Annotated in this window: 26 protein-coding genes and 1 tRNA gene; all 27 read right to left on the bottom strand. The window is 48.6% G+C overall.

Annotated features, from left to right (window positions below; genetic code table 11):
• Positions 1-127: 127 nt before the first annotated feature.
• The 27 genes from gdhA to BLA28_RS17770 all read right to left on the bottom strand — a co-directional run bounded on the left by gdhA (position 128) and on the right by BLA28_RS17770 (position 26416).
• Complete coding sequence (gdhA, locus tag BLA28_RS17640; RefSeq protein WP_044973321.1) at positions 128-1462, bottom strand: NADP-specific glutamate dehydrogenase; 1335 nt, start codon at positions 1460-1462, stop codon at positions 128-130.
• Between the two features lie 162 nt (positions 1463-1624).
• Positions 1625-2056 carry a hypothetical protein gene (locus BLA28_RS17645; protein WP_009252101.1) on the bottom strand — a complete coding sequence of 144 codons (432 nt, stop codon included), beginning with the start codon at positions 2054-2056 and terminating at the stop codon, positions 1625-1627.
• A gap of 137 nt (positions 2057-2193) precedes the next feature.
• Complete coding sequence (locus tag BLA28_RS17650; RefSeq protein WP_071699269.1) at positions 2194-3555, bottom strand: SH3 domain-containing protein; 1362 nt, start codon at positions 3553-3555, stop codon at positions 2194-2196.
• A gap of 97 nt (positions 3556-3652) precedes the next feature.
• A tRNA-Arg gene (locus BLA28_RS17655) sits at positions 3653-3724 on the bottom strand.
• 147 nt (positions 3725-3871) lie between these two features.
• Positions 3872-4846 (bottom strand): DUF5688 family protein, encoded by a 975-nt coding sequence (locus BLA28_RS17660; protein ID WP_069158346.1) that lies wholly within the window; start codon positions 4844-4846, stop codon positions 3872-3874.
• Between the two features lie 144 nt (positions 4847-4990).
• On the bottom strand, positions 4991-5548 hold the full coding sequence (gene efp / locus BLA28_RS17665) for an elongation factor P (RefSeq protein WP_009252098.1): 558 nt from the start codon (positions 5546-5548) through the stop codon (positions 4991-4993).
• 435 nt (positions 5549-5983) lie between these two features.
• The gene (aroQ, locus tag BLA28_RS17670) at positions 5984-6412 is read right to left on the bottom strand and encodes a type II 3-dehydroquinate dehydratase (protein ID WP_009252097.1); all 429 of its coding nucleotides are present in this window, start codon (positions 6410-6412) and stop codon (positions 5984-5986) included.
• Entirely contained in the window at positions 6393-6947 is a 555-nt protein-coding gene (locus BLA28_RS34255; protein WP_069158348.1) for a shikimate kinase, read from the bottom strand. The genes aroQ and BLA28_RS34255 overlap by 20 nt, the downstream gene beginning before the upstream one ends.
• Positions 6931-7809, bottom strand: a complete 879-nt coding sequence (aroE, locus tag BLA28_RS34260) for a shikimate dehydrogenase (RefSeq protein WP_069158349.1) — start codon at positions 7807-7809, stop codon at positions 6931-6933. The genes BLA28_RS34255 and aroE overlap by 17 nt, the downstream gene beginning before the upstream one ends.
• Before the next feature lies 1 nt (position 7810).
• The gene (locus BLA28_RS17685) at positions 7811-8323 is read right to left on the bottom strand and encodes a YqeG family HAD IIIA-type phosphatase (RefSeq protein WP_069158350.1); all 513 of its coding nucleotides are present in this window, start codon (positions 8321-8323) and stop codon (positions 7811-7813) included.
• Between the two features lie 41 nt (positions 8324-8364).
• A complete protein-coding gene (locus BLA28_RS17690; RefSeq protein ID WP_016359792.1) occupies positions 8365-9153 on the bottom strand; it encodes an ABC transporter ATP-binding protein in 789 nt (262 codons plus the stop codon).
• Position 9154: 1 nt separating this feature from the next.
• Positions 9155-9952, bottom strand: a complete 798-nt coding sequence (locus BLA28_RS17695; RefSeq protein ID WP_069158351.1) for an ATP-binding cassette domain-containing protein — start codon at positions 9950-9952, stop codon at positions 9155-9157.
• Positions 9953-9991: 39 nt separating this feature from the next.
• The gene (locus tag BLA28_RS17700; protein ID WP_009252090.1) at positions 9992-10783 is read right to left on the bottom strand and encodes an ABC transporter permease; all 792 of its coding nucleotides are present in this window, start codon (positions 10781-10783) and stop codon (positions 9992-9994) included.
• Positions 10784-10804: 21 nt separating this feature from the next.
• Positions 10805-11746, bottom strand: a complete 942-nt coding sequence (locus BLA28_RS17705; RefSeq protein WP_069158352.1) for an ABC transporter permease — start codon at positions 11744-11746, stop codon at positions 10805-10807.
• Between the two features lie 38 nt (positions 11747-11784).
• Positions 11785-13302 (bottom strand): ABC transporter substrate-binding protein, encoded by a 1518-nt coding sequence (locus BLA28_RS17710; RefSeq protein ID WP_069158353.1) that lies wholly within the window; start codon positions 13300-13302, stop codon positions 11785-11787.
• A gap of 231 nt (positions 13303-13533) precedes the next feature.
• The gene (nrdR, locus tag BLA28_RS17715) at positions 13534-13992 is read right to left on the bottom strand and encodes a transcriptional regulator NrdR (protein ID WP_025484423.1); all 459 of its coding nucleotides are present in this window, start codon (positions 13990-13992) and stop codon (positions 13534-13536) included.
• A 229-nt stretch (positions 13993-14221) separates the two neighbouring features.
• Complete coding sequence (locus BLA28_RS17720) at positions 14222-14455, bottom strand: YlmC/YmxH family sporulation protein (protein WP_009252086.1); 234 nt, start codon at positions 14453-14455, stop codon at positions 14222-14224.
• Positions 14456-14724: 269 nt separating this feature from the next.
• Entirely contained in the window at positions 14725-15504 is a 780-nt protein-coding gene (sigG, locus tag BLA28_RS17725) for an RNA polymerase sporulation sigma factor SigG (RefSeq protein WP_009252085.1), read from the bottom strand.
• Between the two features lie 91 nt (positions 15505-15595).
• Positions 15596-16333 (bottom strand): RNA polymerase sporulation sigma factor SigE, encoded by a 738-nt coding sequence (gene sigE / locus BLA28_RS17730; protein ID WP_009252084.1) that lies wholly within the window; start codon positions 16331-16333, stop codon positions 15596-15598.
• Positions 16293-17141, bottom strand: a complete 849-nt coding sequence (locus BLA28_RS17735; RefSeq protein WP_069158354.1) for a sigma-E processing peptidase SpoIIGA — start codon at positions 17139-17141, stop codon at positions 16293-16295. Before BLA28_RS17735 ends, sigE begins: the two co-directional genes overlap by 41 nt.
• Positions 17142-17393: 252 nt before the next feature.
• A complete protein-coding gene (gene ftsZ, locus BLA28_RS17740) occupies positions 17394-18587 on the bottom strand; it encodes a cell division protein FtsZ (RefSeq protein WP_044971072.1) in 1194 nt (397 codons plus the stop codon).
• Positions 18588-18683: 96 nt separating this feature from the next.
• On the bottom strand, positions 18684-19700 hold the full coding sequence (locus tag BLA28_RS17745) for a cell division protein FtsQ/DivIB (RefSeq protein ID WP_016359793.1): 1017 nt from the start codon (positions 19698-19700) through the stop codon (positions 18684-18686).
• 14 nt (positions 19701-19714) lie between these two features.
• Complete coding sequence (gene murA / locus BLA28_RS17750) at positions 19715-20965, bottom strand: UDP-N-acetylglucosamine 1-carboxyvinyltransferase (protein WP_069158355.1); 1251 nt, start codon at positions 20963-20965, stop codon at positions 19715-19717.
• A gap of 101 nt (positions 20966-21066) precedes the next feature.
• Positions 21067-22221, bottom strand: a complete 1155-nt coding sequence (locus BLA28_RS17755) for an FtsW/RodA/SpoVE family cell cycle protein (protein WP_009252079.1) — start codon at positions 22219-22221, stop codon at positions 21067-21069.
• Between the two features lie 45 nt (positions 22222-22266).
• Positions 22267-23619 (bottom strand): UDP-N-acetylmuramoyl-L-alanine--D-glutamate ligase, encoded by a 1353-nt coding sequence (gene murD, locus BLA28_RS17760; RefSeq protein WP_069158356.1) that lies wholly within the window; start codon positions 23617-23619, stop codon positions 22267-22269.
• 30 nt (positions 23620-23649) lie between these two features.
• Entirely contained in the window at positions 23650-24606 is a 957-nt protein-coding gene (mraY, locus tag BLA28_RS17765) for a phospho-N-acetylmuramoyl-pentapeptide-transferase (RefSeq protein ID WP_016359795.1), read from the bottom strand.
• Positions 24607-24661: 55 nt separating this feature from the next.
• Positions 24662-26416, bottom strand: coding sequence for a peptidoglycan D,D-transpeptidase FtsI family protein (locus BLA28_RS17770; protein WP_009252075.1), 1755 nt, complete (start codon positions 26414-26416; stop codon positions 24662-24664).
• Positions 26417-26449 lie beyond the last annotated feature (33 nt).

A 26449-nucleotide genomic window follows, 5' to 3' on the forward strand; every position in this document is an offset into this window, starting at 1 on the left:
GTGTACAATCGCAGGGACTACAACCACTTTCCTATGCGGCCCTTAGGATGGAAAAGTCCTCAACAGGTATTGGACAATTATCTGCTCTCTCTGTAACAAATGTTTGACAAACCTACAAAATATCAAACTATACGATTCCCTGTGCGGTCATAGCGGTCGCAACCTTTTCAAATCCTGCAATATTGGCGCCTGCCACATAATTGCCTTCCATACCATAACGTTTTGCTGCATCATCAAGATTATGGAAAATATTGATCATGATGCCCTGCAGCTTGCTGTCCACTTCTTCGAAGCTCCAGCTGAGACGTTCGCTGTTCTGGCTCATTTCCAGCGCGGAGGTGGCAACACCGCCGGCATTTGCAGCTTTTCCGGGAACGAACAGGACACCGTTCTTCTGAAGATACTCGGTAGCTTCCAGAGTGGTGGGCATATTAGCGCCTTCACATACTGCCTTTACCCCGTTTGCAACAAGGCCTTCCGCATCGGAAAGGGCAAGCTCATTCTGGGTCGCGCAGGGAAGGGCGATATCCACCTTAACGCTCCATACGCCTTTGCCGGAATGATATTCCGCATTGGGTCTGTAGTTCAGATAATCGGATACTCTTCCGCGTTTTACTTCCTTGATTTCTTTCAGCGCCGCAAGATCAATTCCTTCCGGATCATATACCCAGCCTGTGGAATCAGAACAGGTTACTACCTTTGCGCCCATCTCCTGAGCCTTCTGGATAGCATAAATTGCCACATTTCCGGAACCGGAAACTGCGATGGTCTTGCCTGCGATATCAATGCCGTTGCATTTAAGCATTTCTTTTGTCATGTATAACAAACCGTAGCCCGTTGCTTCCGTTCTCGCCAGGGATCCGCCGTAGGTCAGGCCCTTTCCGGTAAGAACGCCTTCGTATACGTTGCGGATTCTCTTATACTGGCCATACATATATCCGATTTCTCTTGCTCCGGTTCCAATATCCCCGGCAGGAACATCGGTATCCGCTCCGATATGTCTGTAAAGCTCTGTCATAAAGCTCTGGCAGAATGCCATGATCTCTCTGTCAGATTTCCCCTTCGGGTCAAAATCGGAACCGCCTTTACCGCCGCCGATAGGAAGTCCGGTAAGAGAATTTTTAAATACCTGTTCAAATCCAAGGAATTTAATAATGCCCAGGTTAACAGAAGGATGCAGACGGAGGCCTCCCTTATAAGGGCCGATAGCACTGTTGAACTGAACACGGAAACCTGTATTTACATGTACCTGTCCCTTATCATCAACCCAGGGAACACGGAACATAATCTGTCTTTCCGGATTAACCAGTCTTTCCAATAACGCATCTTTTCTGTAAGCTTCCTCGTTGGCTTCCACTACCACTCTGAGGGATTCCAGAACTTCCTTAACAGCCTGATGGAATTCCGGCTGAGCCGGGTTCTTCTCAACTACCTGCGCAATGACCTCATCTACATATGACATATGTAATTCCTCCTTAATTGTTTTAACCTGAAAAAACCCAGGGCAGACTTCTGACCTGAGTTTTTCAGACGCCGTTGTCCGGCTATTATTATATAATGGATAAAGCCTGCACGCAAGTACTTTATTACGTTAACTTGACGAAATTTGCTGAAAAACACCAGATTATAAATACTTTTTCAGTTTTTCAATGCTCTCTTCCTCAAAATCCATGAGTTCCCGGGCCAGTTCCGTACTCGCATTTCCCGCATTCCCAAAATGGTTCAGGGCCTTCCACATGCTTGTCAAACCTCTGTTTTCTTCCTTTATCATAATCTCCGCTATATGACTTGTACTGGTATTGAGAAGTGTATTGGCCTGTATGCTGCCTTTCAGCATCAGATCCGATACCCCGTTTGCCTGATAGGTTTCCCCTCTTCCTTCCAGCATCTCCTGTCTCGCCTTATCCCTGAGCTCCGAATACTTCAGCTCCTGCCTGCTCAGCTGCAGGGCAAAGGCATCATCGGACAGCTTCGGAGTCAAGGTCTCTATTGCCTTAATTCCCATCTCCGCATTTTTCTGAATTTCTCTGTATATCGCCGCATCATCGCCGCGCATCTTTCTGCCTCCCTTCATCCTGCCGGTAAAATAAAGTATAAAAAAACCGGGAATACTTTGATAATACAAAGTATTCCCGGTACATGAATTCCTTATTCCAAAAGCTGTAAACAGATTCTCACAATGCTTTTCTGTCATTATTTCAATATATCGGTCTTAATATAACCGGTTTCACCCTTAAATTTTACCTTTGTCCAGCCGTCGGCCTGTTTCATCAGGATTTCCACTTCATCCCCGTAATAACCCACACCAAGCCTGTCGGCTGTTTCACTGGCTGATTTCCGGATATTCACGGTAGTGGTGAGACGGTAGGTTCCGCTGCTCGGCACTTCTACAGAAGCCGCTCCGTCACCGGCGCCCGGCGCAGCATGATTGGAATCCGTATTTGTATCATTGCCGTTGTCCGTATTTTCCGGTTCCCCGGCATTATCAGCAGCCTGATCGTCTCCGCCCTGTTCATCATCAGCAGGGGCATCATTCACTGCCTCTAAAAATTCAGATTTAATAAAAGCTTCCTGTCCGTCATATTCAATTTTGGACCAGCCGTTCGCCCGGTTCTCCAGGAGTGCAAATTCTTCTCCGACCTGGGCCTTGCCGAGGCTGTCCGCCGTCTCGCTGTCTGATTTGCGGATATTCACCACATCCGTGGCCTTCACCCGTCCTGCCGCCTGTTCTTCTCCTGCGCTGACAGGTTCTTCCGTATTGCTCTCTTCCTCAGTTTCCTGTGCCGCTGTTTCCGCTTCCGCCAGGGCATCTCCCACTGCGGTTTTCAGATTCTCCGATAATTCGGTAAGGAATGCGGCCAGCTCTTCATTTTCCGTGACGGCCTCGTTATATTCTACCTGAACCCGGTTGAACAGATCCACAACATCATCCTGTTTGGTGACGTTCGTCCGGTATTCCTTCATGGATTCATCCTCGGAACAGTCATGAATATAATAGTTTCCGTCATCCTTCTTGCATACGATATAAGTATTAAGACCGGTAACCTTCTGCTCTATATCATGGAACTTGGCGTAATAAGTAACATAAACCACATAGGAATCCGCTTCCGGCCCCGGTTTGGTATAGCAGTTAATATCATCATAGCTTTCCAGGTACTTGCTCTTTTCCTGAATGCGGAGCAGTTCGGCCTGGTCTGAATAATCCTTCAGGGAATTAATGGTTTCGATATCCCCTGTGGCTGCCGCCTGATAATATTTTTCCATCAGGGCATTCACTTCCGGATCTGCATTTTCTTCCAGCGGCACATCGGGCACCGCGGTCTCTGTCTGTGTTTCCGCAGGCTCCGAAGACTGGGCTCCTGCCTGCAGGTTGTTATTTTTACCTGACCTGCTTCCTATCAGGGAGCCGAGCAAAATGCCGATTCCCAAAAGCACAACAGCAATTACCACGATAACTGCCAGCGATTTCTTATTCTTCTTTAACAGCTCCACAAATTCATTAGGGGATCCCTCCGGATTGGATCCGTCCTTCTTATCTTTAAGTTCTTCGCTCAATATCACACCTTCATTCTTAATACTATAGCCGTAAATTTACATCCGTCAAAAGTTTGGCATATCTTTCCGGAGGAAACATATGCCAGAGTGACACAAATGCACCCGACAGGAATCGAACCTGCATTAAAGGCGTCGGAGGCCTCCGTTCTATCCATTAGACTACGGGTGCATAAGCTATATGATGACGCATTGATTAATTATTACAAACTTGTTACATGCATCACTCTGACATATATTAGCATAACTTTCCCCGGATGTCCAGACCACATTTTGGAAAAATAGATTTTTTAGATCATTTTAAGAATTAGACAGAATTTCAAAGAATTGTTATCCGGCCGCTTTCACGGCTGAAATAATAGACACTATCTGATAAAAGCTCCTCCTGCGGCACGTTCTGACAGTTCACCTCATGAACCATGTCGTACAGATGTTCTCTATCCTCTATTCCTGTATCGGTCAAAAGAATCACTTCATGTACGGAGCTTGGAAAAATAAAGAAATCACAGCCAAGGCTGTCTGCATATTTTTTCAGCACTCCCGGATACAGAATCGACGCCGCGCCGTAAAAACGCTGTTTATTTGTCAGAATATACATCTTTCTCTCCGGGTTTTCCTTCTTCGGCCATCCGACAAGAATTTCCGCAACCTCATCAAGCATGGCCTGGCAGCCGTCACTGTCTTCCTCCGGGGTTTCCTCCATTTTATCCTGTATCGCTTTCCGGATGACATCGAACATAAAATCATCCATAGAGGAGAATTCCACAGGCAGCACACGGGGCATATTATCTATGGTATCCTGATAGAGCTGTTCCTCCGAAACCTGCCATAATTCCATATGGCTGTCGTTGATCAGGACGCAGGCACAGCCTATGCGGTCGCTCATCATGATACAGCAGTATACAACAGCCATATCAAGAAATCTGCGGTGGGGAAGCTTTTCCAGAAGCTGCCTGTTTTTCTCATAATGAATCAGCCTGCAGGCCAGTTTGGGCCTCACTTTGGCGTAATCATTAAAAAAGTCCATATTCAGATCCTGATCCGGCTTATTTTCTTCATATACGGCGCATATCCGGCGGACTATTTCGCCAAAGGGCTGTCCCTGGCTGTATTCCTCATAAAAACCGTTCAGATAAATGGTGGAGGCCACTTCGCTGTCCTCGCACATAAAAATCAGACCGCTTAAAGTCACTCCGTTATTTTTGAGCACATTGCTCACCGTCAGGCGGAGATTTTCACCAAAATAAGCCTGTACGGCGTTTTTCACTTTTTCCAGAAACTTTTCGAATTCCATTCCATTTCCTCTCTTTTTTGAAATATGGCAGCAGTCTTCCCTCTTCGCTTTCTCTTCGAATTGTCAAAAAAAAGACAATGAAAGCTCTGCCACGCAGAAATCTCATTGTCTTATAGGCTAATAATAGAATGATGCCTGTCTGTATTATGCTCTGGAAAGGTAATCGCCAGTCCTGGTGTCGATCTTAATCTTGTCACCCTGGTTCACAAACAGAGGCACATATACAACAGCTCCGGTTTCAACAGTAGCGGGTTTGGATGCACCTGTAGCGGTATCTCCCTTGAACCCGGGCTCTGTATCGGTAATCTCCAGTTCTACAAACAGCGGAGGCTCCACAGCAAAAACACTGCCGTTATGAGAGCATACCTTGCAGATCTCATTTTCCTTTACGAACTTTAAGGTATCACCAACAGTCTCGGCATTCAAAGCCACCTGATCATAGGTTTCCATATCCATAAAAGTAAATAAATCACCGTCGGAATATAAATACTGCATATCTTTTCTATCAATACGTGCCTGCGGGAATTTTTCAGTAGGACGGAAGGTTTTCTCGACAACGCCTCCGTTAATAATATTCTTCAGCTTGGTTCTGACAAAAGCAGCGCCTTTACCGGGTTTCACATGCTGAAATTCAATTATCTGAAAAATATTGCTATCTACTTCAATCGTAATACCATTTCTGAAATCACCTGCAGAAATCATAAAAAATCTTCCTCCTAAATTTTCGCGTTTAATTCCTTACTAGTTTATAATAAAATTTCTCTTTTTTCAACTCTTTTTTTACAGAATTTGCTTTTTTGAATAACATACTGGGCAAATTCCGTGTTTAGCTGCTGTCAAGAAGTGTTTTCACCGGGAGGGACTGCGTTTTTCCCCGGCCCGAAGGCCCCCTGGATGCGCGGCGGTCCCGGCCATGCAGAGTTCCTTGCAGGGGACGCTTTCGCTCGGATAAACACGCAGCGGTACTAAGGCTGTAAAGGACACAGCCTAAGGACCGGCGAGTTTATGACGCCCCTTACAGGAATCTCTGCATGGCCGGGACCGCCGCGCATCCAGGGGGCTTTCGGGCCGGGGAAAAACGCAGTCTTGGCAGGCCAAAAAGTGCATGAGGGAAATAAGGACGGAATTGGGATTTTTTTAAGTAGAGAGGATATAATCTATGGCTTGGAGGTAGCCGTCGAGGCCCTGGCCGTAGATTTGTTTGTGGCAGGCGGGGGCGGTGACGGAGGTTTTGCGGAATTCTTCGCGGTTGGTAATGTCGGATATGTGGATTTCTACTTTGGGGACGGTTATGCTGGAGAGGGCGTCGCGGATGGCGTAGCTGTAGTGGGTGTAGGCTCCGGGGTTGATTACGATTCCCTGGGTGCCGTCAAAGTAGGCTTCCTGGAGGCGGTCGATGATGGCGCCTTCGTGGTTGCTTTGGAATACGGTTATCTGGGTGTCGGTTTGTTCGCCTTTTTCCTGGAGCAGCTTCAAGAGGTAGTTGTAGTCCTGGGTTCCGTAGATGTTTTTTTCGCGGATTCCTAAAAAGTTTAAGTTGGGGCCGTTAATGACTAGTATTTTCATGGTCTGTCTCCTTGTTTTTTCCGGTTCGGTCTATGATTTCGCTGATGATTTCTTCGAAATCTTTTCCGTCCACATCGACGGTGATGTCGGCACATTCCTGGTAAACGGGGTTTCTGAGTTCCAGGAGGCGGCGGATTTCTTTCATGGGGTCCGCTTTTTTCAGAAGGGGGCGTGTGTTGTCTCCTTTGAGTCTTTCGTATACGGTTTCGGGTTTTATGCGAAGGAATACTACTGTTCCCAGTTTTTTCAGCAGTTCTCTGTTTTCTTCCCGCATGGGAAGTCCGCCTCCGGTGGAGATGATCTGTTCTCCTTCCAATTCGAGAAGGGTTCTCAGAGCGGATGTTTCCATTTTTCTGAAGGTCTCTTCTCCCTGGAGGGCAAAGATTTCGGAGATGGTTCTGCCTTCTTCTTTTTCAATCCATTTATCGGTATCCAGGAGCGGCAGGCGCAGGCGGTAGGAGAGGCGGATGCCTGCTGTGGTTTTGCCGCTTCCCATAAATCCTGTCAGGATGATGTTGTTATTTCTGTCCCTCATGTTCTTCCAGTTCCTTTTTCATCTGTTCATAGCAAAAATACGCGTCTTCTTCCCGTACTTTGGTGTTGTTCCATAGTTCAAAGGCTTCTACTCCCTGGTAGAGGAGCATCTTCAGGCCGTTGAAGGCTTTTCCTCCGGCTTCATTGACCAGCCTCATAAACTTTGTTTCCACGGGGCGATATACCAGGTCATAGCCTGTATGTACCAGTTCGTAGAACGCTTTGTCTTCTATTACCGCTTCTTCGGTGTGGGGAGCAAGGCCTACGGAGGTTCCCTGGATTACCAGGTACTTTTTGGCGGGGAGCTGCTTCCAGCTGTTCAGATCCATGGCTCGTATGCAGTCTCGTTCCACTTTTTGGTTTACCTCCCGGGCTACTGCTTCTGCCTTTTCCAGGCTGCGGTTGAGAAGGTATACCTGGCTGGCTCCGCGCAGGGCGCAGAGAAAGGCCGCGGCACGCGCTGCGCCGCCTGCTCCCAGCAGGATTATTTCTTCTCCGGACAGTTGGATCCCTTCCGATAAAAGGGCCCGGTGGAGTCCGGTTAAATCGGTGTTATAGCCCTTGAAGCCTTCCGGTGTACTGACCAGTGTATTCACGGCTCCGATATAGGATGCTTCCTTATCGATTTCTGAAAGGAAGGGGCATACCGCACTCTTATGGGGCACCGTGACATTCAGGCCGAGCATATTCAGCGCCCGGGCGCCTTCGACTGCCTGGCGCAGCTGGCTGCCCTCTACCAGGAAAGGGACATAAACCATGTTGATTTGGCAGCGCTGTGCCAGGGTGTTGTGGATGATGGGGGAGAGTGTGTGTTCCACCGGATTTCCCAGCAATGCACAGGTTTTGGTTTTACCGTCAATCATATTATTTTCCTCCCTCTGCGGCCAGTTTCTTCTTATAAAAATGGAGAACTATTTTCTCCAGGTACCGTTTCAGTACTATCTGGATCTCTTCCTTCGGGTTAATGGGCTTCACCAGGAAGCTGTACAGCCCGGCATTTCTGGCTCCCCAGACATCAGTGAACAGCTGGTCGCCGACAAAAAAGGTATTGACATCATCCGTACCCATGATATCCATGGCTTTTTCGTAATTTTTCACACCGGGCTTGCCTGCCTTGAAAATATAATGTACATGCACGGCGTCATTGAACATTTTTACCCGGGGTTCCTTATTATTGGACAGCAGAAGGCATTCATAGCCAATGGCCTTCAGCCGCCGGAAAAGGGCAATACTCCTCTCATCTGCAGGAGCGCCGTGAGGCACGAGGGTATTGTCAATATCAAAAATAATCCCCCTGTACCCCTTTTTATACAGCCCCTCATAATCTATTACATAAGCGCTTTCCACGTAACTGTCCGGATAAAACTTCTCAAACATGTATTTCATACCTCTCTCAAATAAGTACTGTTGCAGACGAATCAGGAAACGGGCCGGGCAGGCTCTTCTCCGGGGGATTCGATACCCGCGGCCTCCAGCAGCCTTTTTGTATAGGGATGCTCCGGGTGGAAATATACATCATCCACATCCCCGCTTTCCACAATTTCTCCGTCCTTCATGATCATGACCCGCTGGCTCAGCTGGTATACGACACGCATATCATGGGAAATGAAAAGAATGGCAAGGCCCATTTCCTTCTGAATGCTGCGGAGCAGGGATATAACCTGTGCCTGGATTGTCACGTCCAGCGCCGATACCGGTTCGTCGGCTATCAAAAGCCTGGGGGAGAGCATCAGGCTTTCCGCGATACACACTCTCTGCCGCTGGCCTCCGGAAAGCTGTCTGGGGTAGCGATCCGCCTGTTTTTCATCCAGGCCTACCTTTTTCAGCATTTCCAGGACCTTTTCCCTGCGCTGCTGTTTGTTCAGCTCCGTATTCAGCCGCAGGGGCTCTTCCAGAATCCAGCCCACTTTTTTCACGGGATTCAGCGAGCTGTAGGGATCCTGGAAAATCATCTGGGGATGCAGGGATTTCTGGACAATCACTCCCTCGTATTTGGGAATCAGGCCCAGCAGCGCCTTGGAAAGCGTGGATTTTCCGCAGCCGCTTTCGCCCACCAGCCCCAGGACCTCTCCTTCCCTGATGGAAAAGGATACTCCCTTCAGGACATCCAGATCCTTTTTGGGATGGAACAGGCCTCCTTCCTCCTGTGCATAGGAAACCCGCAGATCCTTTACCATAAGAACATAATTTGTCTGTTTTTCTTCCATCTCAAACCTCCGCAGGCTTCACGCATCTGGGAATAGCGGCTATCAGGTTACGGGTATAGGGCTCTTTGGGGTTTTCGAAAATTTCCTGACAGTCCCCTTCCTCCACAACAGCGCCGTCCTTCATCACCACAATCCGCTCACAGAGACGTTTTACAAGGCTCAAATCATGGGAAATGAAGAGGATACCCGTTTTCTTTTCCCGGTTGAGCCTGGACAGCAGCTTGACAATCTGAAGCTGCACGGTAACATCCAGGGCCGTGGTCGGCTCGTCCGCTATCAGAAGCCTGGGATCACAGATCATGGCAGCGGCTATCATCACGCGCTGCCGCTGGCCTCCTGATATCTGATGCGGATAGGAATTGTAAATCCGCTCCGGCTCCGAAAGCTCCACTGCTTTCAGCATCTCCATCGCCTTATCCCTGCGCATGTCACGGCTCATTTCCGGGCGGTGGATACGCAGGCTTTCCTCCACCTGCCAGCCGATGCGGTACACCGGATTCAGGGAGGTCATGGGCTCCTGGAACACAATCCCGATATCATCTCCCTGAAAAGCGCGGAGCTGATTTCTGGGACAGGTGAGCAAATCTGTTCCCCGGAACAGAATCTGTCCTGTTTTTTTCATATCATGTCTGCGCAGAAGCCCTGCAATAGCCAGGGCGGTCATGGATTTTCCGGATCCGGATTCCCCCACGAGACCGATGATATCCCCTTCCTCCATATGAAGGTTAAAATGATAAACTACTGTTTCCGGGACCAGATGGTCATGGAACTCCAGATTCAGATCTATGACATCAAGCATAACGTTACCAGCCTTTCCCAAGGAGCAGATCCCTGTTCCTTAATCCCTTTTCAGCCCCTCCGCGAGCAGGCTGAAGCCAAGCACCATCAGGACGATGAATACACCGGGAAACAATGCAAAACCGGGAGCTGAGAAGATATAGGTCTGCGCTTCGGAAAGCATCCTTCCCAGACTGGCATCCGGCGGCTGCACGCCGATTCCCAGATAGCTCATGCCCGCCTCCGCCAGAACCGCGTTGTTGAAACCGATCATCACCGCCGGGACAAGCACCTTAAGCGTATTAGGCAGGATGTGTACGAACATGATGCGCAGATGTCCGGCCCCGGCCAGTCTTGCCAGCTTCACATAGTCCATATTTTTGCAGCGTATGAATTCGGAACGCACAATCCTGGCAAAGCTGGGAATGAACGCAATTCCCAGGGAAATGATCACATTTCCCTTTCCCGGGCCGAGCAGGCTGATGAATACCAGCGCCAGTAGTATGCTCGGGAAGGCGAACACTACATCATTGATACGCATCAGGATTTCATCCAGCAGACCGCCGAAATAGCCTGTGAAGGCCCCCAGCAGGACTCCGAAAAAAGTACCGATAGCCACTGTGGACACAGCCACCGACAAGGTGGTTCCGCTCCCCTGCATCACCCGGCTCAGAATATCCCTGCCGAAATTATCGCAGCCGAAGGGATGGGCGAGCGTGACGCCGGAAAGCTTATTCGCATTATCCATGGCAGTCGGGTCATACGGTGTATAAAAGATTCCCACAAGCACCACCAGCAGGACAAGGCCCGTAAGGATGCTTCCAAGAATTAAATTCAGATTCTTTTTCTTCATAGCTAAGCCTCTTCTTTCCGGTTACTGTACACGAATCCTGGGATCGATTTTCTTATAAATGAAATCCACCAGGAAATTGATGAAAATAACAAGAAAGGCCAGCAGTACAATAATAGCCTCCACTACCGGATAATCCCTGTTTGAAATAGAGGTGAGCAGTATTCTTCCCAGCCCCGGGATATTGAAAACCTGCTCGATAATAATGCTCCCTGCAATCATGTCCGTCAGCGCCATTCCCAGGAAAGTCACCACCGGAATCATGGCGTTTTTGAGAAGATGGCGATACATCACATCTCTCGTGCTGTTTCCTCTGCTGTATGCCGTCCTCGCATAATCCTGGCTCATTTCCTGGATAATGGAGCTGCGCAGCAGCTTCACAGCCATGGCCGCCTTGGGAAGGGCGATTGACAGTGCAGGGAAAAAGAGGTAGCCGATGAAACCCGCTATACTTTTCATATAGGATACATAGCCTCCCGGCGTAAACAGATGAAGGAGGAGCCCAAAAAGAAGGGTTATCAGGATACCTGAAAAAAAAGGCGGAATCGCCATAATGATCTGGTTCAGTACGGAAACCACATGATCTGCCGTCCCGCCCTCATGTTTGGCCGTATAAAGCCCCAGCGGTATGGAAATCAGAACCATCATGGCAAACGCCATCAATGTCAAAGTCAAAGTGACGGGAATTTTTTCCGCCACCATATCCGTTACAGGCATGCTGTAGCTGTAGGATGTTCCCAGATCTCCCCGGAACATCCCTGCCAGCCAACTCGCATACCGCACGGGAAGCGGGCGGTTCAGTCCCATTTCCTCCCGCAGCGCTTCCACCCTTGCCGGAGTTGCCTCCGTGCCCAGCTTCGAAGTGGCGGGGTCCCCCGGTATCACCGCAAAGGCCAGAAACACCAGAAAGGACACCACCAGAAGGGTAGCCGCCATGGATATCAGTTTTTTAATCATATATTTCACGTCGCACTCACTCTCCCCTGCGAAGCTGGAATCCTGTGTTAATCTTCCACAATATAGAGCTTGGAAATATCCTGCACATACAGCGGGTAAAATTCATACCCTGCGTATTTTTTATTCAGGGCCACCAGACAAGGCAGATCCTGGATATATACATTGGCGGCATGCTCCGCCAAAAGAGTTTCACATTCCTTAAAGGCCGCTGTTTTTTCTTCGTCATCAATGGTGCCGAGGGCTTTAGCATAGGCGGCATCATAATCCGCATTGCTGAAATTGACAAAATTGTTGCTTGCGGTGGAAACAAAACGGGAAAGCAGGGCGCTGGGCGTCAGGCTGGATGCGTCTACACCCACTACCGTGGCCTCGTATTTTCTTCCCGCATAAACATCGGAAAGCCAGCTGTCCCATTCAATGAGATTGATTTCCGCCGTCACGCCGATTTTTTTCAGCTGCTCCACAATAACCTGAGCCGTATCAATGTGCTGCTGGTAATTGGAAGGAACGGTTATGGTAAAAGAAAAGCCGTTCTCATATCCCGCTTCCTTCAGAAGCTCCTTCGCCTTGTCCAGATCCTGTTTATACATGTCGTTCAGTTCAGGCATATAGTATTTCCCAAAAGCAGGGAACATACTGCTTCCAATTTCTGTTCCCTTCCCTCCGGAAACGATATCCATGATTTCCTGAGGATCCACCGCATAGCACAGCGCCTGACGCACAAGCTCATTGTTAAAAGGTTCAGCCTCATTATTCAGATATAAGGCCTGCACCAGATTCATCGTCCCTTCCAGCACCTGGAAGCTGTCTCCCAGCTGATCCGCCTGGGCCGGTGTCACCCTGGCAAACATATCGATGGAGCCTCCCTGCAGATCCATGACGATAGAATCCGCATTGGCACATACCTTAAAGGTTACATGCTCAATATTGGCGGGGGTCCCCCAATAATCATCAAACTTTTCCACCACAAAATTTTCCTGGGGCGAACGGGATACATATTTGTAAGGGCCGGTGCCGATGGGATTCGTGTCCGGATTCTCATTGGAAGCCGGAATAACGGCATTGGTCATGTAAGCCAGGAAATCCGTATCCGGGCCGTCCAGTACCACTTCCACCGTCTTTTCATCCAGAATATTCACACTCTGAATATGGGAATACGCCGCTACCAGGGGGTCCCCATTCGTGGTATCGGCGCATCTGTCTATGGAATACTTCACGTCCTCGGCCGTTACCGGACTGCCATCATGGAATTTCACCCCTTCCCTTAAGGTAAAGGTATAGGTGGTCGCATCTTCCGATATCTGAAAATCACTCGCGAGCGCCGGCTGCAGCTCTCCGCTGCTGTCCGGTTTCACAAGTCCTTCGTACAGATTAAACAGTACCTCTTCCGTTCCTGCCGCCACTGCTTTGTGAGGGTCAAGACTGTCTTCAATATCCTGAGGTATGCCAATCGTTATCTGAGAAGAGCTCTCACCTGCCTTATCACCTGAGCATGCGCTCAGTGCAATAGTTAGTGTTGTGAACACTAAAGTCAAAAGAAACCGTTTTAAAGCTTTTGTCTTCATGTGTTTTTCCTTTCTCTCTCAGCACTTTCCCGACCTGGCGTGAAAAGTACTTATTCTATATTTAGTTTTACCGTAGTATTGTATACAATAATTATCAAAAATGCAAGAAAAAATTATTCTGCAAAATCATTTTCCAATCAAATTTCACTGAAAAACAGCCTTCAGAACAAACCGTGCTGTCTATGCGCGTTCTGTTTTGAAGGCTATTTTCCGATCGGACGGCATATCCCTTTAATTTTTCGTACTCATCACCTTTTTCAGCTCGTCCATAAAGGTATTGATGTCTTTGAATTCCCTGTATACCGAAGCAAAACGGACATAGGCCACAGCATCCAGGCTCTTCAGCCTGTCCATCACCAGTTCTCCGATAACCTGGCTGGGGATTTCCTTTTCTTCCATATTAAATACATCCGTCTCTACCTCGTCCACCAGGCGGGTGATCTGGTTGGCGCTCACCGGCCTCTTATGGCAGGCACGCAAAACTCCGGCCTCTATTTTGGACCGGTCATAGGTCTCCCTGTTATTGTCCTTTTTTATGACAATCAACGGAATCGTCTCTATCTTTTCATAGGTGGTAAAACGTTTGCCGCATTCATCACATACACGGCGCCGTCTGATGGAATTATTTTCATCAGCAGGCCTGGAATCGATTACTCTTGTATTATCTCGACCGCAAAACGGACATTTCATAACTGGCTCCCATCTGTGTTCCCGCACACTCTCAAACAAAGGAAAGCTGAAAACAGATTCATTTCCGCCCTCCATATAATTCCATATCTTTACTAATTATAAAGTAGGTTTGTTTTTATGTCAACTTAGGAACTAATGTTCGGCCACACAGTCTGTACGCCGTGTTCTGTGAGGATTCTTCCTCACGAAGCACGGCGCATATTTCACAGAAAACTATTTTCAAACATGTTCAGTCCGGTAAATCCACAATAATGAGATCCGGGCCTATCTGCTTAATATCTTTGTAGCAGATCACATGGTCCGTATCACAGGAAAAAAATGATTTCCATTTAGCTCCGCCCGGGACGATCAGCTTGCAGATGCAGCCGGTGCACTGGTCAAATTCAAAATCGGTTACGTGTCCCAGCTTTCTGCAGTCTCTTAAATTTATGACTTCCTTACATTTCAGTTCTGAAAAAAGCATATCCGTCTCCCTGCCGCACGATGCGTTTTCCCTTTTATTACTAGCATATGCTCCGCATTTTCTTCTGCTACTGTTTATCTGCTGCAAATTACGTCCCGGCACCTCCTGACCTATGGTTCTGTCCTGATATCTGACCCGGGGCTTTAACCAGAATAGAAAACGGCCATACCCGTTTTGCCGGATACAGCCGTTATACTCAAACAGGATTTTTCCTGCTGTTTTATTCTCTTTTCAATTATGGCCATGCCCGGCCTTTTCCAAATCATCTCCTATGCGGTCAGATAATTTTTCATCACCTTCAGTGCATTCTTCTCCAGCCTGGATACCTGTGCCTGGGAAATACCGATGAGCTCTGCCACTTCCATCTGTGTTTTCCCTTCAAAAAAGCGCAGGGATATGATTTCAAATTCCCTTTCATTCAGCTTTTTCATCGCTTCGCTTAAGGACAGATGCTCCACCCAGGTTTCTTCCTTGTTTTTCTTATCACTGATTTGATCCATTACATAGAGTGTGTCCCCGCCGTCCGTATATACCGGCTCATACAGACTCATGGGATTCTGAATTGCATCCAGGGCATAAACCACATCTTCCTTGGAAATTCCTATTTCCGTGGCCACCTCGGCAATGGTTGGCTCCTTCTGGTTCTGCTTCATCAGGTTTTCTTTTGCATAGATAGCCTTGTAGGCCGTATCCTTCAGTGATCTGCTTACACGGATGGCGTTATTGTCCCGCAGAAATCTCCTGATTTCCCCGATGATCATAGGAACCGCATAAGTGCTGAATTTTACATTCAGCGTGGAATCGAAATTGTCGATCGCTTTGATCAGGCCGATGCAGCCTATCTGAAACAGGTCATCCACATTTTCATTACTATTGGAAAAACGTTTGATTACGCTGAGCACCAGACGCAGATTGCCTTTTATATATTTCTGCCTGGCTTCTTCGTCCCCTTCTTTTATCCGCTCAAAAAGCTGCGTTTTTTCTTCATTAGTAAGCACCGTAAGTTTTGAAGTATTTACCCCGCAGATTTCCACCTTGTTCAGTGCCATTGCCGAATCCTCCTGCTCTCATTTTCTACTAAAGAGAATTCTCACAATTTCACCCAAATATACCAAAGTAAAAATACAAAATCTGGAAACTTTATTCTTTGACCATTTCCCGTTTCAGACGCTTCATAATCTTTTTCTCCAGCCTGGAAATATAGGACTGGGAAATCCCCAGAAGCGTAGCCACTTCCTTTTGTGTCATTTCCTGTCCGTCCGGGGTGTTGAGACCAAATCTTAAGTTAATAATGGTCTTTTCCCGGTCTGTCAGTTTGTTAATGGCTTTTAAAAGGAGCTTTCGTTCCACTTCGTTTTCAATATCCCGGTAAATGACGTCCTCGTCCGTTCCCAGGATATCGGAAAGAAGCAGTTCATTTCCGTCCCAGTCCACATTCAGAGGCTCGTCAATGGAGACTTCGAGACGGGTTTTGTTGTTGCGGCGAAGATACATCAGAATTTCATTTTCAATACAGCGTGAGGCATAGGTGGCCAGTTTGATATTTTTGTCCGGTTTGAAGGTGTTGATGGATTTTATGAGGCCTATCGTACCTATGGAAATCAAATCCTCCACACCCACGCCTGTATTGTCGAATTTTTTTGCTATGTAAACGACCAGTCTGAGATTATGTTCAATCAGAATATTCTTTGCCTCATCTTCATATTCCGTCCCAAGGTCGCTTATGATTTCATTTTCTTTTTCCGATTCCAGCGGCGGTGGCAATACCTCTGCTCCTCCGATATAATGGATATCCCCCTGCCCTGACAAAAGGAAACTGGGTTCCCTGCGAATCATCTTAAACTGCATTTTTCCTGGTATTGCGACTTTTAATATCATGTCCGTTCCTCCGATTTTCAAATAATGCAGGATGCAGGATCATCTGGTAACCGCCATGTGCTGTGACCTTATTTTCGTACAGTCCAAGAAGCGCTTTCTCGACAATCAACTCCTGTCCATCTTTCTTTACCTTAAGTTTCTCAATTTCCACCGCCTGCATCATGCCATGCTTTTTTCCGATGGAGTGATAGGGAATGAGCCTGAACTTCTCGGGAATATCCAATGGGATTTTCCCTTCCAGCGCTTCTCTTTCCACAACGCATACCGGTTTCCCGCTTATGGGATCATACAGGCTGTTGCCGCTGTCTATCAGGGCTTTCAGCGTCACCTGCACGCTTCCTTCTTCCAGGATTACGGTTATCACTATCTCTTCCCTCTTTATCTTTTCCCATCTCAGGACGCACAGTACAGTGACTCCTATTGCCGCCGCACAGGCCGATGCCTGTATGGTATCCATAAAAGGGGCTCTTCCAAAAGCTCCGTAAAGGGCATTGAGGGCTCCTGCCAGAAGAAATGCCGCCCCATGATACAGAATCACAGCTTTGCAGAAATGCTGCAGAGTTCTGATCCGGAAGGCCATTCCCAGCGTCACCAGGCTGCTGCATGCGAACAGCAGAATCTTCATCCTTCTGCCTGCATCAGGCAGCAGCAGGATCATACAAAAAAGCAGAGCTCCGGCAGCCGATGCCAAAACAATCCGTTTCAGCGCTGCCGCGCTGTGCAGAAAAGCCCTTGTCAGCAGCAAGAGTATGCAGCTTTGTACAAACTGAAGCAGAAACAGGCGGTCTATATATACGACGTATCTCACCTCTCACCTCCTGTATGTAATAGGACTGCTTACATGGGTTAATTATAGCGGCCGTTCCCTGCATTTTTTGTCGGAATGACACATATTGTCTTCTGTATCCGTCTATAATTTTCGACAAAATAGAACCGCCCAGCGGCGGTTCATTCAGAGAATTGCTTCACTCAGGGCACAAAAAAAGCCGGATCCGTAAATTCGGATCCGGCTGCTTTATGCATCGGAAGAACATTTCTGTCCTTTAACGTTTATATGGAATTATTTTTTCTGAAGGAAATCAGGAATCTTAAGGGACTTCTCTTCCACGTTGCTTCTCAGATTGCCGGGCTTATGTATTCCTGTATAGTTGGGAGCGGGGGCAACCGGCTTGGTTCCGGCTGCAGGAGCAGGGGAAACCGGGGTGTAAGGCCTTGTTCCCATTCCGGGCTGCACAGGCTTCACAGGCGACTGCTGGGGCTTCACGCTGAACTGGGAGCCGAATTTATTCTGCGACTGCTGGGGCTTGTCATCCAGTCCGGTGGCAATAACGGTAATCTGGCAGGTATCCGGTGTGGAATCATCATACATGGCACCAAAAATGATATTAACGTCATCTCCGGTAAGCTGCTGTACGTAGCTTGCCGCGTCATCCGCATCATACATGGAAATGTCACCGCTGACATTGATGATAACATCGGTGGCTCCTGCGATAGTTGTTTCAAGCAGCGGGCTTTCCACAGCCATCTTGACTGCTTCGCTCGCCTTATCATCACCCTTGCCGTGACCGATACCGATATGGGCAATTCCTTTTTCTTTCATAACGGTCTGTACATCGGCGAAGTCAAGATTGATGACAGCCGGTACATTGATCAGATCCGTAATTCCCTGTACGGCCTGCTGAAGGACTTCATCCGCCTTCTTAAGCGCTTCCGGCATGGTTGTCCTTCTGTCCACGATCTCAAGGAGCTTGTCATTGGGGATAACAATCAGGGTATCAACACTGTCCTTCAGACGCTCGATACCATTCAAAGCATTCGTCATACGTGTTCTTGCCTCAAAACGGAAAGGCTTGGTAACAACACCTACGGTAAGGATTCCCATTTTCTTGGCAATTCCCGCGATAACAGGCGCCGCGCCCGTTCCGGTACCGCCTCCCATTCCGCACGTGACAAATACCATATCCGAACCCGTCAGTGCATTGGTGATCTCATCCGTACTCTCTTCCGCCGCCTTCGCACCGATTTCCGGCTTGGCGCCGGCTCCCAGTCCCTTGGTCAGCTTTTCTCCGATCTGAAGCAGCTTGGGCGCCTTGCAAAGCTGAAGCGCCTGCTTGTCCGTATTAACTCCTACAAAATCAACACCATCGATTTTTTCATCGATCATTCTATTAACAGCATTATTGCCCGCACCGCCAACACCAACAACAATGATTTTAGCGGCAGACTCAGCGTCATTTGTCTTAATTTCCAGCAAAGGTTGTTCCTCCTTTAGATATCCATATAAACTTCACAGTTCTTATCATATAATTATTTTGCAAAGAACGCAATATCTTTTTTCATTTTCTTCTACTTATTTATCCTGTTCAAACGACACATTGGAGCCGCTTCCGGCATAATTTTCCATTCGGAATACTCCTTTCTTTCCTTCTGCCGCCGGGAGTATCTGCTTCAGCCTGGCAATTTTTTCTTCCACATTGTCATCATTTCCCAGTTTTGCCCGGACATCTCCAAAATACAATGTCATTTCATACGCGTCATCGAAATAAATCTTGTCCGCGCTGATCTCATATTTGGATAAAATCTGGGTCATATACAGGATTTCCTTAAACACCTCCTGATTTTCCACCGGAAGAGGTTCATACAGCACGACATGATTGAAGTTGATGCCCGTCACCTGGGGGATTCCCTCCGTTTTGGTATCGGAAGCCTCCACAACAGTGCCGTCTTTGTCAAAATACATATACTTGTCCAGATATTCCACATAACCGGCCACAGCCTTTTCATATACCACTATCCTTATCGTATCCGGGGCCACAACCTTTACATCCATTTTTTCTATGAAGGGAATTCCTTTTATTCCCTTATTTTTATACTTCAGAGACAGATACAGGGAATTATCGCCCAGCTTCTCAGAAGTGACTAACGCTATGATTTCCTCATTCGTATAATGGACATTGCCTTCCACATATATGTATTTCACATGATAATGGCTGCTTATGTACAACAGCGCACCTGCGGCCGTCAGCAGCAGGGCCGCTGCAATGCCCAGGACAATCAGCCTCTTTCTGCCCCCTTCATTCTGCAAGGTGCCCAGGCTGCCCGTATACGGCGATGAACGGCTGTTCTTCGCCGTACCCGCATTCCCCGTTACCAGACGAAGCTTGTTTCCGGTGGAAGTAGTGGCGGCCACACGGCCGATACTCCTGCTTCTGTCCGGGACCGTATTTTTTTTCGGAGGGGAAGCCGCCGGTTTTGCAGCACTTTTTTTCCCGGAGCCGCTGGCAGAGGCGGCAGAAGGTTTCCTGCCGCCGGCTTTCTCATTCCGGACACTTTTTTTCTTGTTTTTCTTTTTATTATCCGTTTTCATTTACAGCCCCTATCCTACCAACTGTCTATATCCGCTCCCAACTGCGACAGGTCCCGGCAAATGTCTTCATAGCCCCTGTCAATAAAATAGCGGTTTGCCACTTCTGTCATTCCGTCCGCACACAGGCCCGCCACCACAAGGGCGGCTCCGCCGCGCAGTTCACTGGCGGTCACATGGCAGCCTGACAGTCTCCGTCCGCCGGGTACACAGGCCACATCCCCCTTCACACGGATGCCGGTTCCCATTTTATTCAGTTCATCCACCACGCCGAACCTGCCGTTAAATATCGTCTCCCGCAGGGCACTTTTCCCTTCCGCCAGAGAAAGGGCTACCAGAAGGGGTGACTGCAGATCCGTCGGGAATCCCGGATAGCTTCGGGTTTCCACACAGCCGGGTGAAAAAAGGACTCCGCACCGCCGTATGAGCATGCCGTCCTGGCCTCTTCGGAGATTACAGCCCATTCGTATGGCCACATCTTCCATGGCTGTAAGCTGTCCCCGCGGCACATTCCTCAGGAATATTTCACCTCCGGCAGCAAGGCATGCACACATATAAGTCCCCGCCACAATCCTGTCGGACGGTACGGTAAAGCAGCAGGGATGAAGCTTCCTGCCTCCCACCACCGTTATGCAGCCGGTCTCCTCTCCGCGTATATCAGCTCCCGCAGCTCTCAGGAACGCACACAGGCTGATTATTTCAGGCTCCAGCGCGCTTCCATGTATGCAGGTTATCCCTTCTGCAGCCGTCGCCGCCATGATAAGATTCTCCGTGGCTCCCACACTGGGAAACTCCAGTGAAATATCGGTGCCGTTCAGACGGACCGCCTGGGCTTCAAGCTCCTGCTCGCTGTCACTGTAACAGACTCCCAGACGTTCCAGTGCCTTCAGATGAATATCAATCGGCCTGTCTCCAATGACGCAGCCGCCCGGATAATGCAAAGACACTTCACCGATTCTTCCCAGCATAGGACCCATCAGCATTACGGAGGAACGCATCGTGGTCACATATTCTTCCGGCAGCCGGCTGGTTTTTACAGCCGACGCATCTATGCGTACTTCATTTTTGTCCCACACCACAATACATCCGATGGTTTCCAGGATACGACACATAAATTCCACATCGGCTATGTGGGGACAATTCTTAAGTACACTGATTCCAGGGATTAAAAGAGCCGCTGCCATAATCGGCAGCGCTGCATTTTTCGATCCCTGGATCGTAGCTTCGCCGTACAAAGGCGCGTTTCCGCTGATATAAATAGACTTCAATGGTCCACCTTCCCGGATTTTATTCAGAATAGAACTATTCTATCCTATGCGGGAGAAGGCATCTTGACACCTTGTACAGGCAAATTTCTTCCCTGACGGGCCTATATGTTCTTCAGCTTAATTCCCTTCGCCACACTCAGGACAAGTCCGATTTCTACCATCAGGAACATGACCGAGGAGCCTCCGTAGCTGATAAAGGGCAGCGATATCCCTGTATTGGGTATCGTATTGGTTACAACGGCAATATTCAGGATTACCTGTATGGCAATATGGCCCATAACGCCCACAACGAGCAGCGCCCCGAATAAATCCGAGGAATTATTGGCTATTACCATAAAACGCCATATCAGGAGGACAAAAAGGAGAATGACCGCAATCCCTCCGAACAATCCCAGCTCCTCGCAGATAATGGAAAAAATCATATCATTCTGCGCCTCCGGCAGGAAGCCCAGCTTCTGCATACTCTGTCCCAGCCCCTTTCCGAATATTCCCCCGGAGCCTATGGCGTATAATGCCTGCAGGGTCTGGAAGCCTGTTCCCGAAGCATAATCCTCCGGATTCAGCCAGGCAAGGATACGGCCGCCGCGGAATCCCAGGTCACTGTGCTCCATCTGGATAATGGCGAAAACAAGGGCTGCAACCGCGGCAACTCCCGCCGCTCCCATGAGGACGAAACGCTTGTAATCCGGACTTGCCACAAACAGCATGAGGAGGGCAATGCCGAAAATGATGATGGCGGAACTCATATTGTTGGTAATTTTCCAAACCATCACACAAATCGGCACCGGGATCATCAGCACCATCCAGAAGCCTCTTCCCGTCCGGATCCCTTTCCCCATTTTACAGATAAAGCTTGCCAGAAACAGAATCATACAGAGCTTGGCTATTTCCGCAGGCTGCACAGAAAGCCCCAGGTTCAGCCATCTTCTGGCGCCGTTTGCCTCAATGCCCAGAGGTGTGAGAACCAGCACGATCAATATCGCCGACACAAAATATCCCAGTGTCGCAAACCTTTCCCAAAAATGATAGGGGATATTCGCCACAACAATCATGGCAAAAAAACCCATAACCGCCGCAAACGCCTGATGCTTCAGATAATAAGCCTCATCATACTTCAGATTGGCCGATATCGACGCTTCATATGAGCTGGTGGAATACACCATGATCAGCCCGAAGCCTAACAGGAACAGCACGATAAATAACAGGGTATAATCAAAAAAATATTCAGACTGCTTTCTGTTTTTTCTGGATGCCACGCAATCACTCCTTCAGATTATTGTAACTGTTCCGTACCTTCACAGTTACAGATTATTCACATATTCCTTGAACATATTTCCCCTCACCTCATAATTGGGGAACATCCCCCAGCTGGCACAGGCAGGAGAAAGCAGCACTGCGTCTCCGGATACCGCGTTTTTCACGCAGATTTCCATACATTCTTCGAATGTATCTGCGAAAACAATGTTGGTAAGACCATGTTTTCTGGCACATTCCGCTATTTTTTCCTTTGTCTGTCCTATGAGTACGAGAAGCTTGACTTTTCCGTCAAAGGCCTCCACCCACTCATCGTATTCATTCTGTTTATCATAACCGCCGCCGATCAATATGGTAGGACGGTTCATGGCACGGATTCCCTTAATGGCCGCATCCGGGTTGGTTCCCTTGGAATCATTGTAATACACCACCCCATCTTTTTCAGCCACATATTCTATCCGGTGCTCCACCGCCTGAAAATGCTTTACCGTATTAATTATATTCGCCATGGGCACTCCGTATGCCGCCGACATGGCAATCGCCGCCATAACATTTTCCACATTATGCGTGCCGATAAGCTTCATTTCGTTGATATTCAGCAGCTTTTCCGTCACACCCCCGATGCTGCGGATGATGTCCTCTCCCTCCAGATAATAGCCCTCAGCAAGCTTTTCCGCGGAGGAAAACCAGATGACGGATGCCGGACAGCGTTCTCCGAAAGCCCTCGTATAAGGATCCTCATAATTAAGGACACAGGTATCTTCCTTCGTCTGGTTCTTTGTTATGGATTCCTTAACCGCCGCATAGTTTTCCATGGTATGATGGCGGTTCAGATGATCCGGCGTTATATTCAGGACTGCCGACACCGACGGGTGGAAATCCACTGTGGTTTCCAGCTGGAAACTGCTGATCTCCGCTACCGTCACGCTGTCCTCCCTGGTATTCAAAGCTTCCAGCGTATAAGGGTTTCCAATATTCCCAACCACAAATACAGATTCGTAATAATCCCGCATGATCTGACCGGTAAGAGCCGTTGTGGTTGTCTTTCCGTTCGTCCCGGTAATGGCTATCACCTTTCCTTTGGAAAAAGCGTAGCCCAGCTCCACTTCACCCCAGACAGGGATACCCTTGTCCCTGAATTTTTCCACAAAAGGGGTATCCACCGGAACGCCCGGGCTTAATACCGCCAGCTCCAGTTCATCAAGAATCCCTTCCGGAAGAGTTCCGGTAATCACTTCTATCTCCGCATCAGGAAGCTTTTTTTTCACTTCCTCCGCATCCGTATCCTTATTTTCATCAAACAAAACCGGCGCCGCTTTTTCCTTTGCCAGCAATGCGGCAGCCGCAATACCGCTTTTCCCGGTGCCGACTACCAAGACCTTCTTACCTTCAACGTTCATTTTCTACCTCCCAAGCGGCACCGCCGCGTTTTACATGGCTATTAATGCCACCAGGCACAGAATCGCCGTAATAATGGAAAATACTGCAACTATCCTTGTTTCGGACCATCCGCCCAGTTCAAAATGATGATGAAGAGGCGCCATCCGGAATAACCGTTTTCCCCCGGTCACTTTGAAATACACGACCTGAAGGATGACGGACACCACCTCTATCACATAAATAAAACCGATTATCGGTATAAAAAGCTGAAGCTGCATCATATATGCAGATGCCGCCACAAATCCCCCTAAAGCAAGAGATCCGGTATCTCCCATAAAAACGCTTGCCGGATATACATTAAAAAGCAGGAAGCCCATCAGGGCTCCCGCCACCGCGCAGGTAATGGGTTCGATCCTCGTCCCCGTACCAATAGCCGCCGCAGACAGGAAGCTGGCAGCCAGCACGGTAACACTGGCAGCCAGGCCGTCAAGCCCGTCGGTAAAATTAGCACCGTTTACCGTTCCTATTATAATAAAAAACAGAAGCGGTATATTCAGCCATCCCAAATCCAGCTCCACTCCCGGCATAAAGGGAATCTTTGCCGCCAGGCTGATATCGGTAACCTTCAGCAGATAATAGGCAAACAAACCGGTCACCACCAGCTGTCCCGCCATCTTTTGCAGGGGGGTAAGCCCCATGGAACGCTTCAGAATCACCTTGATGTAGTCATCCAGAAATCCAATCAGCCCAAACCCCAGCGTGAGCAGGAGTATGGGTTTTATTTCCGGGTAATCCTTCATATAAAAAAGAGAGGTAACAATCATTGCCGACAGGATCAAAATCCCGCCCATCGTAGGCGTTCCGTTTTTTTTCAAATGGCTTTTGGGCCCCTCATCCCTGATGGTCTGCCCAGCCTTAAGTCTCTTTAGAAAAGGTATGATTACCGGCCCCAGCAATACGCTTACCAGAAACGACAGGAGCACCGGTATACAAACGGATAAACTCATTTAACCTTTCCTGTGACTCTCCGTGTACAATAAGTACACTTGTCACCCTTTCCTTTCAATTTCCCTGCTGTTCTCGTACATTATAATCCAACTTTTCCAAATAAGGAAGGATATTCTCAAAAAGCTGACGCACCACCGGAGCCGACACCTGGCCGCCGTAATATACCCCCTGCGGGTTCGTCACAATTGCCAGGGCAAGCACCTGGGGATCGTCTGCCGGCGCGAAGCCCAGGAAGGAAGCGATATAACGCCCGGTGCCTCTTGGCAGTGTCTGGCTGGTCGCCGTCTTGCCTCCCACGCGGAAGCCTTCCACATATCCGTTCTTACCACCTCCGTTTTCCACCACCTGTTCCAGCATAAAACGCAGCTTCTCACAGGTGTCCTCCGATACAATACCGGTCGTGACCGGGTATTCGAAGGTATTCGTGACATTGCCTTCCTCATCCATGGTTTCCACCCCGAAATGAGGGGTAATCCGGTTCCCTCCGTTTATCAGGGAGGATACCGTTGTGGCAAGCTGAATGGGCGTTATCTGAAAGGACTGGCCGAAGGAAATGGTAGCCAGCTCCACCAGGCCGATATTTTCCAGCTTGTGCATGATCGTTCCGGCCTCTCCAGGCAAATCCACATTGGTTTTGTTCAGAAGCCCGAACTTATTAAAATATCTGTAATAATTGTCCGCTCCCAGACGCAGCCCCACCGTAACAAAAACAGGGTTGCAGGAATTCATGGTAGCCTGGACAAAGGTTTCTGCCCCGTGACCTGAGGTTTTATGGCACCGGATCTTGCGATCCTCCACCATAATATAACCGGGGCAGCTGAATGTATCTTCCATAGTCACCACTCCCTCCTCCAGTCCGGCTGCGGCAGTGATGATTTTAAAAATAGATCCCGGCTCATATGTATCATTAATACAGCCGTTTCGCCACATCTGATTCAGCAGATCCTGTTTTTCCTTTCCGGACAAACCCTCCGCCGCCGTGCCTTCCGGCAGGGTGAACGGTTCGTTCAGATTAAATTCCGGCACGTTTACCATTGCCAGGATTTCTCCGTTGTCCGGCTTCATCACCAGAATGGAAACACTCTCCGCCTCCTTCGCCGCCAGCACCTGATTGGCAAGCTGGGTGGCATATTGTTCAATATTCACATCCAGGCTGATATGGAGATCGTCACCGTTGACCGGCTCCACCCGGTCTTCCCCTTCCTTCGTCACCTCCACGCCTCTGGCGTCCGTCACTGTCAAAATGGTTCCCGGTTCTCCCTGGAGATATTCATCATATTTTACTTCCAGCCCCACAATTCCCTGGTTGTCTCCGCCGGTAAATCCCAGCACCTTGGAAGCCAGGCTGTCAAAGGGGTAATATCTCTTATAATCTTCATCCACCTTAACGCCGTCCAGCTGGTAGGCACGGATGGCATCCCCCACCGCTTTGTCCACATTGCTTTTTATCTTTTCAATGGCGGTGTATTTCTCCACCCTTTTTCTGACATAATCCTCCTCCAGATCAAGCTCTCTGGCGAGTATCTCAACAACTTTGTCCGGATCCTTTATCTGGTTATGGATAACGGAAATGTTGCATACGGTTCTGTTATCCGCCAGCACTGTACCGGTCGCGTCAATGATCCTCCCTCTTTTGGCTTTGATATTTCTTTCCCTCTGATGGAGTTCCTCCGCCGCCTGAGTATAGTATGCTGACTGATAAACCATCAGATAAACAAGACGCCCTGTCAGTGCCACAAAAACCGCCAGACAGATAACAAAGGCCCAGACTGTTTTCTTTCTGTGGAATGTTTTGTTCTTCTCTTCCATTGGAAAACCTCATAAAGCGGTAATTGATACAAT

The organism is Eisenbergiella tayi, from assembly GCF_001881565.1.
GTDB lineage: Bacteria > Bacillota > Clostridia > Lachnospirales > Lachnospiraceae > Eisenbergiella > Eisenbergiella tayi.